Annotated in this window: 16 protein-coding genes; 11 read left to right on the top strand and 5 right to left on the bottom strand. The window is 68.4% G+C overall.

The genetic code is table 11. The features are described from left to right. Window positions 1-154: 154 nt before the first annotated feature. The 4 genes from ACWETB_RS04515 (at window position 155) to ACWETB_RS04500 (ending at window position 4518) form a co-directional block, all read left to right on the top strand. Complete coding sequence (locus ACWETB_RS04515) at window positions 155-1153, top strand: acyl-ACP desaturase (protein WP_348803460.1); 999 nt, start codon at window positions 155-157, stop codon at window positions 1151-1153. Next, window positions 1150-1488, top strand: a complete 339-nt coding sequence (locus ACWETB_RS04510; RefSeq protein WP_452209565.1) for a hypothetical protein — start codon at window positions 1150-1152, stop codon at window positions 1486-1488. Before ACWETB_RS04515 ends, ACWETB_RS04510 begins: the two co-directional genes overlap by 4 nt. A gap of 110 nt (window positions 1489-1598) precedes the next feature. Further along, the gene (cobA, locus tag ACWETB_RS04505) at window positions 1599-2849 is read left to right on the top strand and encodes a uroporphyrinogen-III C-methyltransferase (RefSeq protein ID WP_452209563.1); all 1251 of its coding nucleotides are present in this window, start codon (window positions 1599-1601) and stop codon (window positions 2847-2849) included. 139 nt (window positions 2850-2988) lie between these two features. Continuing rightward, window positions 2989-4518, top strand: a complete 1530-nt coding sequence (locus tag ACWETB_RS04500) for a DHA2 family efflux MFS transporter permease subunit (RefSeq protein WP_452209561.1) — start codon at window positions 2989-2991, stop codon at window positions 4516-4518. 52 nt (window positions 4519-4570) lie between these two features. On the opposite strand, the gene ACWETB_RS04495 is transcribed toward ACWETB_RS04500, so the two are convergent. Together ACWETB_RS04495 and yaaA are read right to left on the bottom strand one after the other, a co-directional pair. Further along, entirely contained in the window at window positions 4571-5350 is a 780-nt protein-coding gene (locus tag ACWETB_RS04495; RefSeq protein WP_452209559.1) for a hypothetical protein, read from the bottom strand. Between the two features lie 58 nt (window positions 5351-5408). Continuing rightward, entirely contained in the window at window positions 5409-6149 is a 741-nt protein-coding gene (gene yaaA, locus ACWETB_RS04490; RefSeq protein WP_449744700.1) for a peroxide stress protein YaaA, read from the bottom strand. A gap of 82 nt (window positions 6150-6231) precedes the next feature. On the opposite strand from yaaA, the gene ACWETB_RS04485 reads away from it, so the two are divergent. Beyond that, window positions 6232-7962: a proline--tRNA ligase gene (locus ACWETB_RS04485; RefSeq protein ID WP_449744724.1), complete on the top strand. Its 1731-nt coding sequence runs from the start codon at window positions 6232-6234 to the stop codon at window positions 7960-7962. Window positions 7963-8034: 72 nt separating this feature from the next. Here ACWETB_RS04485 and ACWETB_RS04480 read toward each other — a convergent pair whose 3' ends face one another. From ACWETB_RS04480 to ACWETB_RS04470, 3 genes are all read right to left on the bottom strand, one after another. Beyond that, complete coding sequence (locus tag ACWETB_RS04480; RefSeq protein WP_452209557.1) at window positions 8035-8493, bottom strand: HD domain-containing protein; 459 nt, start codon at window positions 8491-8493, stop codon at window positions 8035-8037. Window positions 8494-8600: 107 nt separating this feature from the next. Beyond that, window positions 8601-9029, bottom strand: a complete 429-nt coding sequence (locus ACWETB_RS04475) for a ferritin-like domain-containing protein (protein ID WP_452209555.1) — start codon at window positions 9027-9029, stop codon at window positions 8601-8603. Then, window positions 9026-9610 carry a hypothetical protein gene (locus ACWETB_RS04470; protein WP_452209839.1) on the bottom strand — a complete coding sequence of 195 codons (585 nt, stop codon included), beginning with the start codon at window positions 9608-9610 and terminating at the stop codon, window positions 9026-9028. Before ACWETB_RS04470 ends, ACWETB_RS04475 begins: the two co-directional genes overlap by 4 nt. A gap of 128 nt (window positions 9611-9738) precedes the next feature. On the opposite strand from ACWETB_RS04470, the gene rimP reads away from it, so the two are divergent. The 6 genes from rimP (at window position 9739) to ACWETB_RS04440 (ending at window position 16267) form a co-directional block, all read left to right on the top strand. Continuing rightward, a complete protein-coding gene (rimP, locus tag ACWETB_RS04465; protein WP_452209553.1) occupies window positions 9739-10284 on the top strand; it encodes a ribosome maturation factor RimP in 546 nt (181 codons plus the stop codon). Window positions 10285-10386: 102 nt separating this feature from the next. Beyond that, on the top strand, window positions 10387-11424 hold the full coding sequence (nusA, locus tag ACWETB_RS04460; protein WP_348808141.1) for a transcription termination factor NusA: 1038 nt from the start codon (window positions 10387-10389) through the stop codon (window positions 11422-11424). Window positions 11425-11448: 24 nt separating this feature from the next. Further along, the gene (locus ACWETB_RS04455) at window positions 11449-11835 is read left to right on the top strand and encodes a YlxR family protein (protein ID WP_348808140.1); all 387 of its coding nucleotides are present in this window, start codon (window positions 11449-11451) and stop codon (window positions 11833-11835) included. Between the two features lie 79 nt (window positions 11836-11914). Beyond that, window positions 11915-14725, top strand: a complete 2811-nt coding sequence (gene infB / locus ACWETB_RS04450; RefSeq protein ID WP_449744704.1) for a translation initiation factor IF-2 — start codon at window positions 11915-11917, stop codon at window positions 14723-14725. 103 nt (window positions 14726-14828) lie between these two features. Beyond that, window positions 14829-15299: a 30S ribosome-binding factor RbfA gene (gene rbfA, locus ACWETB_RS04445; protein ID WP_348808138.1), complete on the top strand. Its 471-nt coding sequence runs from the start codon at window positions 14829-14831 to the stop codon at window positions 15297-15299. Further along, window positions 15299-16267, top strand: coding sequence for a DHH family phosphoesterase (locus tag ACWETB_RS04440; protein ID WP_348808137.1), 969 nt, complete (start codon window positions 15299-15301; stop codon window positions 16265-16267). Before rbfA ends, ACWETB_RS04440 begins: the two co-directional genes overlap by 1 nt. Window positions 16268-16308 lie beyond the last annotated feature (41 nt).

Below are 16308 nucleotides of genomic sequence, written 5' to 3'. Positions count from 1 at the left end.
GCTCACGTGTGACGGGTGGGACGTGGCGGAGAGTGTGGAGAACCGGGAGCGCGTGTCGGGCCGCGCGCCTGGAGGACCGTCGAGCGGGTGTGGCAACGACGCACATCCCGCCGCGGTCGTAACGATCCGACACGAAGAGCACTAGGAGCGACGCGTGAGCACCCTCATCGGACCAGCCACCAGTGATGCCGGAATGACCGGCTCCGACTTGCTGCGTGAACTGTTGCCGGTCTGCGAGACCGAAGTCGAACGCCACATGAAGATGACCAAAGACTGGCACCCGCACGACTACGTCCCGTGGGACGACGGGCGAAACTTCGCCGCTCTCGGCGGCGTGGACTGGGATCCCGAGCAGTCGCAGCTGTCGGAGGTCGCGAAGGCGGCGATGATCACCAACCTGCTCACCGAGGACAACCTGCCGTCGTATCACCGCGTGATCGCCGACAACTTCACCCTCGACGACGCCTGGGGTTTCTGGGTCGGCCGGTGGACCGCCGAGGAGATGCGCCACTCGACGGTGATGCGCGACTACCTCGTCGTCACCCGTGGGGTGGACCCGGTGGAACTCGAGGAAACCCGCATGCTGCACATGACGCACGGATTCAATCCGTTGCCCGAGGACGACGGTCAGCGCGATCACAGCTTCGACATGCTCTACGCCGTCAGCTACGTCAGCTTCCAGGAACTGGCCACCCGCGTCAGTCACCGCAACACCGGCAAGGCGTGCGGGGATCCCATTGCCGACAAGATGCTGCAGCGTGTCGCGGCGGACGAGAACCTGCACATGCTCTTCTACCGCAACATCGTCGCCGGTGCGCTCGACCTGGTGCCCGATCAGGCGATGGCCGCGATCTACGGGATCGTCTCGAACTTCCAGATGCCCGGTGCCTCGATGCCGAACTTCCGGCGCAACGCGGTGCTCATCGCCAAGGGTGGGATCTACGATCTGCCGCAACATCTTTCGGAGGTGGTGATGCCGGTGCTGCGGAAGTGGCGGATCTTCGAGCGTGACGACTTCGGCCCACTCGGAGACATGTACCGCGACAAGCTCGCCGACTTCCTCGAGGAGATGAACGTCAAGGTGGAGAAGTTCCAGCGGGCCCGCGAGCGCGCGCTGGAGCGCGAGTCCCGAAGGGCAATGGCGGGCGCATGACGATCGCGGACCTACCGATGAACCTGGGAATCGAGCCGTCCGCACCGGCAGGGGGCTGCGGCGAATGCTGCGGCAGTTGCGAACGCCCGATACCGGCACCGGAACCCGACGTCCCGGTCGGCTTCCTCGCGGCGATCACCATGGCCGAGGCCGCCGCGAACCACAATCCGACCTGGTGGAACGAGGTGCGCTGTCACGCCGAGGACACCGCCGCCGGCGAGTACTGCAGTTCGCTGCTCCTCGGTGCGTTGCTGCAATCGTCGGCGCATCGGCTCGGTGTGCCGACCGCGGATGTGTGGTCCTACATCCGCCGCACCGGTGAGCTGCCGCTGTAGTCGATCAAAGATCCACTCGGACAAGGGGGTTGCGGCGCACGCGGGAATCGCGGCGGCGGTCATGCCGCGTGCCCGGGCGCGACGTGCCCGAGCCGGTAGGCTCCACACTCATGTCCGACACCCCTGAGAACCCCGAGCGTGACGCCGCAATCGCCGGCCACTACCTGGCCGGTCTCGATCTGGTCGGCCGCAGGGTCGTCGTGGTCGGCGGCGGGTCGGTCGCACAGCGCCGGCTGCCCAATCTGGTGGCGGCCGGCGCCGACGTGCATGTGGTGGCGATCGACCCGACGCCCGCGGTGGAGTCCTACCCGGGGGTGAGCATCCATCGCCGTGCCTACACCGACGGCGATCTGAGGGGTGCGTGGTATGCGATGGCCTGCACCGACGACCCCGACGTCAACGCCGCGGTGGTGGCCGAGGCGGAACGGTCGCACACGTTCTGTGTGCGGGCCGACGACGCGCGCTTCGGTTCGGCCGTCACCCCGGCCTCGGGTCGCCACCGGGACGTCCAGTTCGGCGTCCTCGCCGGCGGCGATCACAAGTTGTCCGCCGCGTTGCGGGCCGCCATCGGCCGGGCACTGGCCGACGGTGACCTCGTCGTCGACGATGCACCGCACCCGCCCGGGGTGGCGCTGGTCGGTGGCGGACCGGGGGACCCCGACCTCATCACCGTCCGCGGCCTGCGGCTGCTGATGGCCGCCGACGTCGTCGTCGCCGACCGGCTCGCGCCGCCGCAACTGCTGGCCGCGTTGGGGCCGCAGGTGGAGATCATCGACGCCGCGAAGGTGCCCTATGGGCGGGCGATGAAACAGGAGGCCATCAACGATGTCCTGATCGCCCGCGCCAAGGAGGGCAAGTTCGTCGTGCGGTTCAAGGGCGGCGACCCGTATGTGTACGGCCGGGGCTTCGAGGAACTGCAGGCCTGCGTCGCCGCCGATGTCCCGGTGACCGTCGTCCCCGGGATCACCAGCCCGATCTCGGTGCCCGCATCCGCGGGCATCCCCGTCACCCATCGAGGCGTCACCCATGAGGTGGTGATCGTCTCTGGGCACGTGGCGCCCGATCATCCCGATTCACTGGTCGACTGGCCGGCATTGGGCAGGCTGCGCGGCACCCTGGTGCTGATGATGGCCGTCGAACGCATCGACCGGTTCACCCAGGCGTTGCTCGACGGTGGCCGCAGCCCGCAGACACCGGTGGCGATGATCGAGAACGGCTCGCTGCCCACCCAGCGGGTGATCCGTGCGGATCTGGCCCACGCCGCCGAGGAGGCGGTCCGCGGAAACCTGCGACCACCGGCCATCGTGGTGATCGGCGACGTCGCCGGGTTCACCGACGCGGACACCACCGTCAGTTCCTGATCCGGCAGGATCCTCGGTTTTCGACGCCGTCACAGCCGCCTCACGAGGTCACTGCCGTATCAACTTGCCGTCACTTCTGTGCCAACATTGCCAACAACGATTGGCATATTGATCAAGGCGAACGGTAGCGTCGACCCTTATGTCGCTATCAGCTCCGTCTGATCACGGCACCACGGTGGTGCCCGGTCAATACCGGCCGGTCTTCGGTCTCGCGATCCTGGTGCTGTCGGGGATGCAACTGCTGATGGTTCTCGACGGCACCGTCGCCGCCCTCGCACTCCCGAGCATCCGCGATCACCTGGATCTCGGCGAATCGTCGGCGAACTGGGTCATCACCGGCTACGTCCTGGCCTTCGGCGGTCTGATGCTGCTCGGCGGCAGACTCGGCGACACCTTCGGCCGCAAGCGGATGTTCATCGTCGGTGTCACGGCGTTCACCCTCACCTCGCTGCTGTGCGGGGTCGCCTGGAACGAGGCGAGCCTGATCGTCGGACGAGCCCTGCAGGGTGCGTCGGCGGCCGTCGCGGCACCCACCGCGATGGCCCTGGTGGCCACCACCTTCGCGCCGGGAAAGCCGCGCAGTCAGGCCTTCGCCATCTACGCGGCGATGACGGGCGTGGGGTCGGTCGCCGGCCTCATCCTCGGTGGTGTGCTCACCGAGATGTCCTGGCGGCTGGTGTTCCTCATCAATGTGCCGATCGGGCTGGCGGTGGCGGTCGGCGCCGTGTTCGCGTTGCGTGAGTCCCAGGGTGAACGTCTGGCACTCGACGTCCGCGGTGCCGTGCTCGCCACGGTGGGCTGCACGCTGCTGGTGCTGGCGGTCAGCGAAGGTCCCGACGGGTGGGGTCGGCCCCTCGTCGTCGGTTCCTTCCTCCTCGGTGCCGTCGCGCTCGCTGCATTCATCGTGGTCGAACGTCGCGCCGCGAACCCGATCCTGCCGTTCGTCCTCTTCGACAACACCAGCCGGGTCGCCGCCCTCGCCGCGATCTTCCTGGCCAGCATGATCATGATGTGTATGGCGGTGTTCATCTCTCTGTACCTGCAGGGCATTCTGAAGTACTCGCCGATCGAGAGTGGTCTGGCCGTCGTGCCGTTCGCCGTGGGGCTGGGTGTGGCCGCGGCGATCGCGTCCAAACTCTCGCTGATGATCCAGCCCCGGTGGCTGGTGCTCGTCGGCGGCGCGATCATCCTCGCGGGATGCCTGTACGCGTCCTCGATCGCCACCGAGATGCCGCACTACTTCCCGGGCATCGGACTGACGGTCGTCATCATCGGCTTCGGCGTGGGACTGTCGGTGATCCCGCTCACCCTGTCGGTCGTGGCCGGCGTCGCGCCGACCGAGATCGGACCGCTGACCGCGTTGGCGCAGGTCGCCCAGAACCTCGGTGGCGCCATCGGACTGGTCGCCGTCGGCGCGATGGTCACCTCACGGGCGTTGTCGCAGGGCGGCACCACCGGGCCGGTGGAGACCATGAACCCCACCCAACTCGCGGCGCAGGCCGACGGTTACGGCCTGGCGTTTGCCTGCTGTGCGGGGATCGCGCTGATCGCGGCGGTCGTCGTCATGTTCATGCGGTTCACCCCGGAGGAGGTCGCGGAGGGGCAGGCCGCCCAGGAAGCCGCGAACACCACCCTCGACGTCGACGACGCCGTCGCACATCGGCCCTGACACACCGGCCCCGACACACCGGCCCCGACACACGGGCCGTGGCGCGCCGCCCTCAGTCCGGCTCGGACAGGACGGCCTGACGCGGGCCGGTGACCATCAGATTCGCACCGTGCCCCCAGACACGCAGATGGCTCGCCGCCGCCTGCAGGGTCCAACCGCGTGCCGCATAGCGCAGCCCGACGTCCAACACCGTCGTCGCGGCACCCCACCGCATGGTGATCGTCGCCGGCGGGGCTCCGTCGACGAGGGTTCCGTCGTCCCGCAACCGCATCGGCGGGTCGAACCACACTCCGGTCAATAGGACACCCTCGTCATCGAGCGTGATCGACACCCGATCGCCGAGCGCCCTGGCGACGTGGGCCTCGGAACCGAAGGTGGGCAGGGTGCGTACAGCGGCGCGCGGGCCGTCGTAGATCCCGGGATGCACACCGTCGAGGACGAGGCACTCGGCAACCTCCGCCTCGCTGCGCACGACGATCAGCGCGGTGTCGGTTGGCCCCCGGTCGGCACCCAGCCAGGCCCGGTCGCACGTGATGTTCACACCGATCCCGGCACCGAGGGCGGTGCCTCCCACAGTCGAGAGCACGTCGTGGACGACGGCGGCCTCCGCCGGCCCGGGTGTGACGGCGAAGGTCGCGGTGTCGGGGGCGAGGTCCAGCCGGATCCACGGCGCATCGACCAGCGTGCGGCCACTGGATTCCGCTGACCGGTCGGTGGGGCGGTCCGTCAGCCGCCGCGCGGCGAACGCCTCGAGCGCTGACGGATCGAACGGCTGGTCACGCAGATCGTGGGTGCGCGGATCGAGGTTGACGACGAACAACGGTTCAGACATTGCGATTCACCATAGTTAATGGCGTCTTCTGGAAATCGGTTCGGGTCCCGACTCACGGTCAGTCGGTGATCACGACGATCTCATCACCGCGCGCGATTTCCACCCGCTGGCCGGCGTCACCGAGAACCGACGCGAGTCCGTTGATGTCGCGCACGGTGCGGCGGGTTCGCACGAGTTCGCGCGCCATCAGTCCCTTGTAATGCTTGTTGAAGTGGCTGACCACCTTGCGGGTGCCGTCGGCGGCCTCGGTGACCACGGTGGCGGTCACCGCCCCCGACACCGGGCCGAGCTGCTGATAGATACCCGAGCGCAGATCCACGACGAAATCGTCGACCGCGTCGAGGGCCGCCGACAGCTCCGGTTTCCACAGTGCGGTCAGGGGCGGCAGCCTGGGGAGTTTGGATCCCCCGGAGAGGCGATAGGCCGGGATCGGGTCGGTGGCCCGAACCACGCCGAACAGTGCCGAGCCGATGGCGAGACGCTCGGCGGCCTTGTTCTTGCCCGCCTTCGTCAGCGAGCGGTGATCGAGGGCGTCGTAGAGCACGCCGGTGTAGCGCTCGATCGCCGGGCGGGTGGGGGAGAGCCACAGGTCGGCGTTGCGGTCGACCTCGGCGAGTTGGGTCTTGCCGAGGCCGAGTGCCTTCTGACTGGCGTCCAGGTCGTCGGCGAGGTCGACGATCGCGTCGGCGATGCGCTTACGGGTCGGGTTCAGCTCGGTGAAGGACAGCGCGTCGAGGTCGAGCGGGGCGCCGGAACCGCCGTCGGACTTGGTTTCCGAAGGGGGGAGGATGACGAGCACCGCCACACTGTATCGGCGGCGCCGACGGGCGCGACAATGCGGTTGCAGCACCCGACTAGACTCGGCTCCCGTGATCACCCGCATGTCGACCCTGTTCCTGCGAACCCTGCGCGACGACCCCGCCGACGCCGAGGTTCCCAGCCACAAGCTGCTCGTCCGCGCCGGATACGTGCGACGCGCAGCGCCCGGTGTGTACAGCTGGTTGCCGTTGGGCCTCAAGGTCCTCAAGGCCGTCGAGCAGGTCGTCCGCGACGAGATGAACGCCATCGGCGCCCAGGAGATCCTGTTGCCCGCGCTGCTGCCGCGCGATCCGTACGAGGAGACCGGCCGGTGGACCGAATACGGCCCGGCGCTGTTCCGACTCAAGGACCGCAAGGGCGCCGACATGCTGCTCGGGCCCACCCACGAGGAACTGTTCGCCCAGCTGGTCAAGGGGGAGTACTCCTCGTACAAGGATCTGCCGGTGGTGCTGTATCAGATCCAGACCAAGTACCGCGACGAGGAACGCCCCCGCGCCGGCATTCTGCGTGGCCGTGAATTCGTCATGAAGGACTCCTATTCCTTCGACCTCGACGACGACGGGCTCAAGGTCAGTTACCAGGCCCACCGGGAGGCGTATCAGAAGATCTTCGCGCGCCTCGGCGTACGGTACGTAATCGTCGCGGCCACCTCGGGAGCCATGGGTGGCAGCGCCTCCGAGGAGTTCCTCGCCGAGAGCGAGGTCGGTGAGGACACCTTCGTCCGGTGCATCGAGTCGGGTTACGCCGCCAATGTCGAAGCCGTGATCACCCCTGCGGCAGAGCCGATTCCGTTCGACGACGCGCCCGCCGCCGTCGTGCACGACACCCCGGACACCCCGACCATCGACACCCTTGTGGCGTGGGCCAACGACACCCTCGACGGCAGCTACGCCGCCGCCGACACACTCAAGAACATCCTGGTGAAAGTCCGTGAGCCGGGCAAGGATTGGGAGTTGCTGGGCGTCGGTGTGCCCGGTGACCGCGAGGTCGATTTCAAACGACTCGAGGCGTCCCTCGAGCCGGCCGAGGTGGAGCTACTCACCGAGGCCGACTTCGCCGCCAACCCGTTCCTCACCAAGGGATATATCGGACCGAAGGGTCTGCAGGACAACGGGGTTCGCTATCTTGTCGATCCGCGGATCGGTGACGGCTCATCGTGGATCACCGGCGCCGACGCGCCGAACAAGCATGTCGTCGGCCTGGTGGCCGGACGTGACTTCGTCGCCGACGGCACCATCGAGGCCGCCGAGGTCCGCGACGGCGACGCCTCGCCGGATGGCAAGGGCCCCTTGGTCAGTGCCAAGGGCATCGAGATCGGTCATATCTTCCAGCTCGGTCAGAAGTACACCGACGCCTTCGAGGTCGACGTCCTCGGCGAGAGTGGTAAGCCGGTACGGCTGACGATGGGCTCCTACGGCGTCGGGGTGTCGCGTCTGGTGGCGGTGCTCGCCGAGCAGAACCACGACGACAAGGGGCTGCGCTGGCCGCGTGCGGTGTCGCCCTTCGCCGTGCACCTGGTGATCGCCAACAAGGACCAGGGCGCGATCGACGGCGCGAACACCCTGGCCGCTGATCTCGACGCCGCCGGTTTGGAGGTCCTCCTCGACGACCGCAAGGCCTCACCCGGTGTGAAGTTCAAGGACGCCGAACTGCTCGGTGTGCCAACGGTTGTCGTCGTCGGGCGTGGCTATGCCAACGGTGTCGTCGAGGTGCGTGACCGGTTCACCGGCGAGAGCACCGAGGTTCCCGTCGACGACGCGGTCGAGGCGATCACCGCGGCAGTGCGCGGCTGACCCGACGGTTCGGCAAAGGCCGGATCAGACAAAGGCCGGATCAGACAAAGGCCGGATCAGACAAACGCCGGATCAGCGGGACGGATCGTCACGCCCCGCCGCGAGCAGGCGTTCGCGCGCCGTCTCGTACTTCTGCTTGAGGCGCGCCGCGGTCTGCGGATCGCGTTCGGCGAGTGCGGCGTTGCCCGACAGGTTCTGGGCGTTGTCGGCGAGTTTGACCTGCCGGCCGAGCGGATCGGCCGCGGCGCGCTCGATGGCGGCCGAATAGTCCTCACCGTCGTTCTTGGTCACCGCGACGACGGCCCGGATGACATGTGCCGGAATCCCGAAGTCGGTCAACTCCGTCACCGTGACGTCGGTGTCCTCGAGGATGTCGTGCAGGAGTCCGGCCATCTCGGCGTCGGGGCCGAGCGGCGCGAGGCGTTCCGCGATCGGTTCCAGGTGGGCGGTGTAGTAGTCGCGGCCCATCTTGTCGACCTGGCCCGCGTGTGCGCGACGTGCGAGGTCGCGAACGCTCTCGAGTGTCGTCATCTGGCGTTGTCCGTTCTTCTGACCGCGGCGTCGGGTGTCGCCCCCCGGAAGCGTAGGTGGTGACGCCCACCGGCGTCGGGTGACGACCGTTCACGGGTGTCGCGAGACTACCGACGACCGGGAAATGCGACCGTGGCGGGCCGCTCACCCAGCACCACACGCCACCGCGCGGCCCGCAATGCCGACGATGTCAGTCCGTCGACACCGAGGGCGCGTGCCGGGGCGCCGTCGGCCTGCTCGAGTAGGGCGCGATAGGCGACGGTGCAGTCGATTTCGGAATCGAGCACCACCTGCGCCGCGCTGACCGGGTCATTCACCGTGATCGGCAACGTATAGCCGGCCGCGGCCTCGGGGGGAGTGCCGCCGGCCGCCGTGATCGCCGCGGTGATCCGGTCCCGTTCGGTGCGGTGCTCGGCGATGAACTCCTCGAGCATCGGCCGCCGTGCGGACGATATGAACGCGGTGGCCACCCCATAGGTGAAGATGGCGGCGTTCTGGGTGTCGACGGCAGCCGACATCGCATCGACCGAACTCATCCGAGCTGCACCTCCACCAGGGTTGTCACCGACGCGCTGATCGAACCGGCCAGGCCCGAGGAGTACCCGCTCAGGTCGATCGCCGAACTCTCCGCCGCCCTGGCCGACGCCGCCAACGCCGATCGCAGCCCGTCGAGGGTGGTCGCCGACGGCGCCGCCGGACCGCTTGTCGCGCTGGGGCCGGCACCCGACGACGTCGGTGCACTCGATGCGGTGCCGGACGCCGGTGTATCGATCTGCCCGGCGATGTCTTGATCGAGACGGGTGATCTCCTCCCGCAGTGCTTGCGCATGCTGACCGCGTTGATCGGCGACGACGCCGAGTGCCGCGGAATAGTCGGTCAGCTGCGGGGCCAGTGCCCGTGCCGCCGCGGCGTCGGCCACCGCCGACCGGGCCAACGGCACCAGCGCCTGTGCGGTGACCTGACCCGGCGTTGGCCCTCGATCGCATCCCGCGGCGGTGGCCACCGCCGTCGCGCCGGCACCGAGCATCACACTGCCGCGCAGGACGGTGCGACGGGACGGGCCGGTGCCGCCGTGGGGCGTATCGCCGTGGACGGGGTCGGCGGGTGGTGGACGCATCACCCGACACATGATGCCAGCCCGGTCGGAGTCCGCACCGGCCGTGCACACCGTGGTCGGATCCGCTCGGCCCATCCACTACCATGGGCGGGCCGACCGACCGGACAACTGAAGACGAGGAGAATGCGGTGGCCATCGAGAAGCAACGGGTTCACGACCTCGTCGAACATCTGGTCGTCGAGAACGGCTTCGACCTCGAGGACGTGATCATCTCGTCCGCGGCCGGCACCGACGAGGTCCGCCTCGTCGTGGATCGGGACGGCGGCGCCGATCTCGACGTTCTGGGTGCGCTCACCCGCGACATCAACGAGGTCCTCGACGCCGGTCCCAACATCTCCGACACCCCCTACACGCTCGAGGTCACCTCACCCGGCATCGGGCGTCCGCTCACCCTGGCGCGGCACTGGCGACGGGCGCAGGGCCGCAAGGTCGGCATCACGCTGCACGACGGCCGAAAGGTCGAGGGACGCATCGGGGCGAGCACCGACGGCGAGGTCACCGTCGTCACCAATACGCGGGGCCGGATCGGCGCCGAAACGATCCCGTTCACCGCGGTCGACCGGGCCGTGGTGGAGGTCGACTTCTCCCGCCCGAGCGTGGCCGAGCTGCAACGCTGCGGCCTCGACGACAGCGAGATCGAGCGACGCCGCGAACCCGGTCCGACGGAATTGTGAAGGACGGGTCCCGCGGCGGACACTGGACTCGACACAACTTCAGTGGCCACAACTGAATAGCCGTACAAGTGAAACCGACAAATGAATAGGAGCACTCACGACATGAACATCGACATCAACGCCCTGCGGATGATCGAGGCCGACAAGGGCATCTCGATCGACACCGTCATCACCGCCATCGAGACGGCCCTGCTCACCGCCTACCGGCACACCGACGGTTTCGCCCCGCACGCGCGCATCGACGTGAACCGGAAATCCGGTGAGGTGCGGGTGATGGCCCAGGAACTCGACGAGCACGGCGACGTCGTCCACGAGTACGACGACACCCCCGAGGGATTCGGCCGCATCGCGGCGACCACCGCGCGCCAGGTGATCCTGCAGCGGCTGCGTGACGCCGAGAACGAGAAGAGCTTCGGCGATCTGGTCGCCCACGAGGGCGAGATCGTCGGCGGCGTCGTCCAGCAGGACGCCCGCGCCAACGCCCGCGGCATGGTCGTCGTGCAGATCGGCAGCGAGGCCAACGCCACCGAAGGCGTCATCCCGCCCGCCGAGCAGGTGCCGGGGGAGACCTACACCCATGGCGATCGCATCAAGTGCTACGTCGTCGGAGTCACCCGAGGACAGCGTGGACCGCAGATCACCTTGTCGCGCACGCACCCGAACCTGGTTCGCAAACTGTTCTCGCTGGAGGTCCCGGAGATCGAGGACGGCTCCGTGGAGATCGTCGCCGTCGCCCGTGAGGCGGGTCACCGGTCGAAGATCGCGGTGCACACCGGTGTCAGCGGCCTCAACGCCAAGGGGGCCTGCATCGGCCCGATGGGTCAGCGCGTGCGCAACGTGATGAGTGAACTCGCCGGCGAGAAAATCGACATCATCGACTTCGACACCGATCCGGCCACCTTCGTCGGGAATGCACTGTCGCCGGCGAAGGTTGTCTCCGTCGAGGTCGTCGACCTCGCGGGGAAAGCCGCACGAGTGGTGGTACCGGATTATCAACTGTCCCTCGCCATCGGCAAGGAAGGACAGAATGCGCGGCTGGCCGCACGGCTGACCGGGTGGCGAATCGACATCCGATCCGATGCCGACGGGTCGGCCGCGACCGGCTCCCGCACACCGAGTGGTGGCCGATTGTCCTCTTAGCGGCGACTCACGCTAGACTGAGCGATGGTTCAGCGAAAGCCGTCGACCACGTCCTCCGACGATGGCCGTCGGGATCGTCCCGTCCGAATGTGCATCGGATGTCGGCAACGCGCCGAGATCACCGCACTGGTTCGTCTGGTCGCCCGCGAGGGTGCCGACGGACCGACGGTCGTGGTCGATCTCGCGAAGACCATGCCGGGACGAGGTGCGTGGCTGCATCCGAGCGTGGACTGTGTGTCCGCGGCGGTGCGACGACGGGCATTCGCAGTGGCATTGAGGACGACGAATCTGGCCGCCAACCCAGATGACCTCGCCGAAGCGATCGGAGCCGGGGATCGGTTCCCGATCGCGGACGACAGCAGGCTCGACACCGAGCCGGAACAGGTAGCAGAAGACATGAGCACACCGTGAAGTCCCCACGATGAGCACGTATCGGACATAATCCGAGGCCGTAGCGGGCAGCCCGCTCGGCCTCCAAGTGAGGAGAGCAGTGGCAGGCAAGGCCCGCGTGCACGAACTGGCCAAGGAACTGGGCGTGACGAGCAAGCAAGTGCTCGAGCGACTCAAAGAACAAGGTGAGTTCGTCAAATCCGCGTCGTCGACCGTCGAGGCCCCCGTGGCCCGTCGACTTCGCGAATCATTCCCCAAGAAAGACGGCGGCTCCGCCGCACCCAAGCCCAGCGGTAACGGCGGCGCACCCAAGCCCGGTGCGCGTCCGCGTCCCGGCCCCAAGCCCGGCGGCAATGCGTCGGCGCCCAAGCCCGGTCCCGCTCCGGCACCCGAGGTGAGCGCGCCGGCAGCCCCGGCCCGTCCCGCGGCCGCCACCCCGGCGGCCCCGGCCCCGCAGGCCCCGGCTCCCGCGCCGAGTGCTCCGGCAGCCAAGCCCGCAGCACCCAAGCCGGCTGCTGCGTCGGCACCCGCGCCCGCAGCGCCGTCGGCCCCGAGTCCCGGTCCGCGCCCCGGACCGAAGCCCGGTCCGCGTGCACCACGGGTCGGGAACAACCCGTACTCCTCGGCACCGGCCCCCGCGCCGCGTCCGCAGGGTCCGCGTCCCGGCCCCGGTCAGGGCGGTCCCCGTCCCGGCGGTGGACGTCCCGGCGCGCAGAATCGACCCGGTCAGGGTGGCGGACGTCCCGCTCCCGGCCAGGGCGGTCCCCGTCCCAGCCCCGGCAACATGCCGCCGCGCCCGAACCCGGGTGCGATGCCCAGCCGTGCCAGCCGACCCGACGCCCGGCCCGGTGGCCGCAGCGGCGGTCCCGGTAACCGCGGTGGTGGCGGCGGTGGCTACCGCGGCGGCGGTGGCGGTGCTCCCGGTGCCGGCGCACCCGCAGGTGGCGGCGGTTTCCGCGGCCGCCCCGGCGGTGGTGGACGTGGTCGCGGCGGTGCCGCGGGTGCGTTCGGACGTCCCGGCGGTGCGCCCCGCAAGGGCCGCAAGTCGAAGCGGGCGAAGCGCGCCGAGTACGAGAACATGCAGGCACCAGCGGTCGGTGGTGTCCGGCTGCCGCGTGGCAACGGTGAGACCATCCGTCTCGCCCGTGGCGCCTCGCTGTCGGACTTCGCAGACAAGATCGACGCCAACCCGGCATCGCTGGTCCAGGCGTTGTTCAACCTCGGCGAGATGGTCACGGCGACGGAGTCGGTCAACGACGAGACGCTGGAGCTGCTCGGCTCGGAGATGAACTACACCGTCCAGGTGGTCAGCCCCGAGGACGAGGACCGCGAACTCCTCGAGAGCTTCGACCTGTCCTACGGCGAGGACGAGGGCGACGAGGAAGACCTCGAGCAGCGTCCGCCGGTGGTCACCGTCATGGGCCACGTCGATCACGGTAAGACCCGACTGCTGGACACGATCCGTAATGCCAGCGTCCGCGAGGGCGAGGCCGGCGGCATCACCCAGCACATCGGTGCCTACCAGGTGAATACGCACCTCAACGGCGATGATCGGCTCATCACCTTCATCGACACCCCGGGTCACGAGGCGTTCACCGCCATGCGTGCCCGCGGTGCGAAGGCCACCGACATCTCGATCCTGGTGGTCGCCGCCGACGACGGCGTCATGCCGCAGACGGTGGAGGCCATCAACCACGCGCAGGCGGCCGACGTGCCGATCGTGGTGGCGGTCAACAAGATCGACAAGGAAGGTGCCGATCCGCAGAAGATCCGCGGTCAGCTCACCGAGTACGGTTTGATCCCCGAGGAGTACGGCGGCGACGCCATGTTCGTCGACATCTCGGCCAAGCAGGGCACCAACATCGACGAACTACTCGAAGCGGTGCTGCTGACCGCCGACGCGTCGCTCGACCTGCGGGCGAACCCGGACATGGACGCCCAGGGTGTGGCCATCGAGGCGCACCTCGACCGTGGTCGTGGACCCGTGGCGACCGTGCTCATCCAGCGCGGCACGCTCAGGGTCGGCGATTCGATCGTCGCCGGCGACGCCTACGGACGTGTGCGCCGCATGGTCGACGAACACGGTGACGACATCGAGGCGGCCCTGCCGTCGCGTCCGGTTCAGGTGATCGGTTTCACCTCGGTGCCCGGGGCGGGCGACAACCTGCTCGTCGTCGAGGAGGACCGCATCGCCCGGCAGATCGCCGACCGCCGCAATGCGCGCAAGCGCAACGCGCTGGCCGCACGCAGCCGCAAGCGGATCAGCCTCGAGGACCTGGATTCGGCGCTGAAGGAAACCAGCCAGCTGAACCTGATCCTCAAGGGCGACAACTCCGGTACCGTCGAGGCCCTCGAAGAGGCGCTGCTCGGTATCGACATGGGCGACGAGGTGTCGTTGCGCGTCATCGACCGCGGTGTCGGTGGCGTCACCGAGACCAACGTCAACCTGGCGGCCGCCTCGGATGCGATCATCATCGGGTTCAACGTCCGCGCGGAGGGCAAGGCCACCGAGCTGGCCAACCGCGAGGGCGTCGATATCCGGTACTACTCGGTGATCTACCAGGCCATCGACGAGATCGAGAGCGCGCTCAAGGGCATGCTCAAGCCGATCTATGAAGAGGTGGAACTCGGCCGCGCCGAGATCCGCGCCATCTTCAAGTCGTCGAAGGTCGGCAACATCGCCGGTTGCCTGGTGCAGTCGGGCATCGTCCGCCGCAACGCCAAGGCACGTCTGCTCCGCGACAACGTCGTGGTGGCCGAGAATCTCACCATCGCCTCGCTGCGACGGGAGAAGGACGATGTCACCGAGGTTCGCGAAGGCTACGAATGTGGTCTCACGCTGACCTATAGCGACATCAAGGTCGACGACGTCATCGAGAGTTACGAATTGCAGGAGAAGGCGCGCGACTGACGCGCAGCGCAACAATCGAGGCTCCCCTCCCGCGGGCGGTGTCCGGGTTCGCCCGGACCGCCCGCCGGGAGGGGAGTATCTTCTGACCTCTGGGAGGACACCGATGGCCGATCCGGCACGAGCACAACGTCTCGCCAAGCGGATCTCGTCGATCGTCGCGTCGGCGATCGCCAACGAGATCAAGGACCCGCGTCTGGCGCATGTCACGATCACCGACGCGCGGGTCACTAATGACCTGCACGACGCCACGGTGTTCTACACCGTGATGGGATCCACCCTGGACGAGGAACCCGACCTCGTCGCCGCCGCGGCCGGCCTGGCCAAGGCGACCGGCATCCTCCGATCGAAGGTGGGCGCGGGCACCGGGGTGCGGTTCACCCCGACGTTGACCTTCGTCCTCGACACCGTTCCCGATGCCGCGCGGCAGATGGAGGAACTGGTGGCGCGGGCCCGGGCCAACGACGAGCTCGTCGCACGTCGTGCCGCGGGCGCCGAACCGGCCGGCGACGCCGACCCGTACCGCAGCAAGGACGCCGACGAATCCGATGCCGTGACCGGCGAAGTCGAGCAGTAGTGGTCGACGCCTCGAGTGCGGCCGTCGCCGACACGCTTCGCCGTACCGCCGAGAGTGGCGGTGCGGCGACGATCCTGTGTCACGTCCGCCCCGACGCCGACACCATCGGCAGTGGTCTCGCCCTCGGACTGGCACTGGACCGTCTCGGCGTGGATGTCGAGATCGCCTTTCCGGGTCCGGAGACCCTGCCCGCGGCCCTCGGTGCACTTCCCGGCGCGAAATTGCTCGTCGACGCCCCCGGCGTCCGGGGAAGTGATCTCGTGATCTCGGTGGACGCGGCCAGCGTCGAGCGGCTGGGCGTCCTGGGGCCTCTCTTCGATGCGGCCGCCACCTCCCTCGTCATCGACCACCATGCCTCCAACAAGGGTTTCGGCGATCTGAACTTCATTGATCCGCAAGCAGATTGCACCGCGGTGCTGGTGCTGCGGATACTCGACGATCTCGGTGTCGACCTCGACAGTGACATCGCGACGTGCCTGTATGCCGGTCTGACCACCGACACGGGGTCCTTCCGGTGGGCGCGTCCGAACTCATACCGCATCGCGGCCCGACTGATCGACGCCGGCGTCGACTCCCGCACCTGGAGTCGGCGGCTGTTCGACACGCATCCCTTCGCCTGGCTGGGGATGGTCGCCGGTGTTCTGGCGTCGGCTCAGTTGGACGCTGCGGCGTGTGACGGCGAGGGACTGGTGTACGCCGTGGTCGACCGTGCGGCGTTGAGCGGGATGAGCTGGGAAGAGTCCGAAAGCGTCATCGACATCGTGCGCACCACCGCCGAGGCCGAGGTTGCGGCCGTGTTCAAGGAAGTCGACGCCGACAGCTGGACAGTGTCGCTGCGGTCGAAGAATACCGTCGATCTCGTCCCGGTCGCGCGAGCGCACGGCGGCGGCGGCCATCGAAACGCCTCCGGCTACAGCGACACCGGTTCGGCCGACGAGGTGATCGCCCGGCTGCGGGAGTCACTCTGAGCGGATCACCGACGACGACCGGCCCCGACATCGATGCCGGG

Source organism: Gordonia sp. NPDC003950 (assembly GCF_053605205.1).
Note: the sequence above shows the minus strand (reverse complement) of the source record. Positions and strands in the feature narration are given on the sequence as shown.

Coding starts and splice junctions, on each gene's coding strand:
- ACWETB_RS04510 (WP_452209565.1), top strand. CDS start 1,150: ATGACGATCGCGGACCTACCGATGAACCTGGGAATCGAGCCGTCCGCA.
- cobA (WP_452209563.1), top strand. CDS start 1,599: ATGTCCGACACCCCTGAGAACCCCGAGCGTGACGCCGCAATCGCCGGC.
- ACWETB_RS04500 (WP_452209561.1), top strand. CDS start 2,989: ATGTCGCTATCAGCTCCGTCTGATCACGGCACCACGGTGGTGCCCGGT.
- ACWETB_RS04495 (WP_452209559.1), bottom strand. CDS start 5,350: ATGTCTGAACCGTTGTTCGTCGTCAACCTCGATCCGCGCACCCACGAT.
- ACWETB_RS04485 (WP_449744724.1), top strand. CDS start 6,232: ATGTCGACCCTGTTCCTGCGAACCCTGCGCGACGACCCCGCCGACGCC.
- ACWETB_RS04480 (WP_452209557.1), bottom strand. CDS start 8,493: ATGACGACACTCGAGAGCGTTCGCGACCTCGCACGTCGCGCACACGCG.
- ACWETB_RS04475 (WP_452209555.1), bottom strand. CDS start 9,029: ATGAGTTCGGTCGATGCGATGTCGGCTGCCGTCGACACCCAGAACGCC.
- ACWETB_RS04470 (WP_452209839.1), bottom strand. CDS start 9,610: ATGCGTCCACCACCCGCCGACCCCGTCCACGGCGATACGCCCCACGGC.
- nusA (WP_348808141.1), top strand. CDS start 10,387: ATGAACATCGACATCAACGCCCTGCGGATGATCGAGGCCGACAAGGGC.
- ACWETB_RS04455 (WP_348808140.1), top strand. CDS start 11,449: ATGGTTCAGCGAAAGCCGTCGACCACGTCCTCCGACGATGGCCGTCGG.
- rbfA (WP_348808138.1), top strand. CDS start 14,829: ATGGCCGATCCGGCACGAGCACAACGTCTCGCCAAGCGGATCTCGTCG.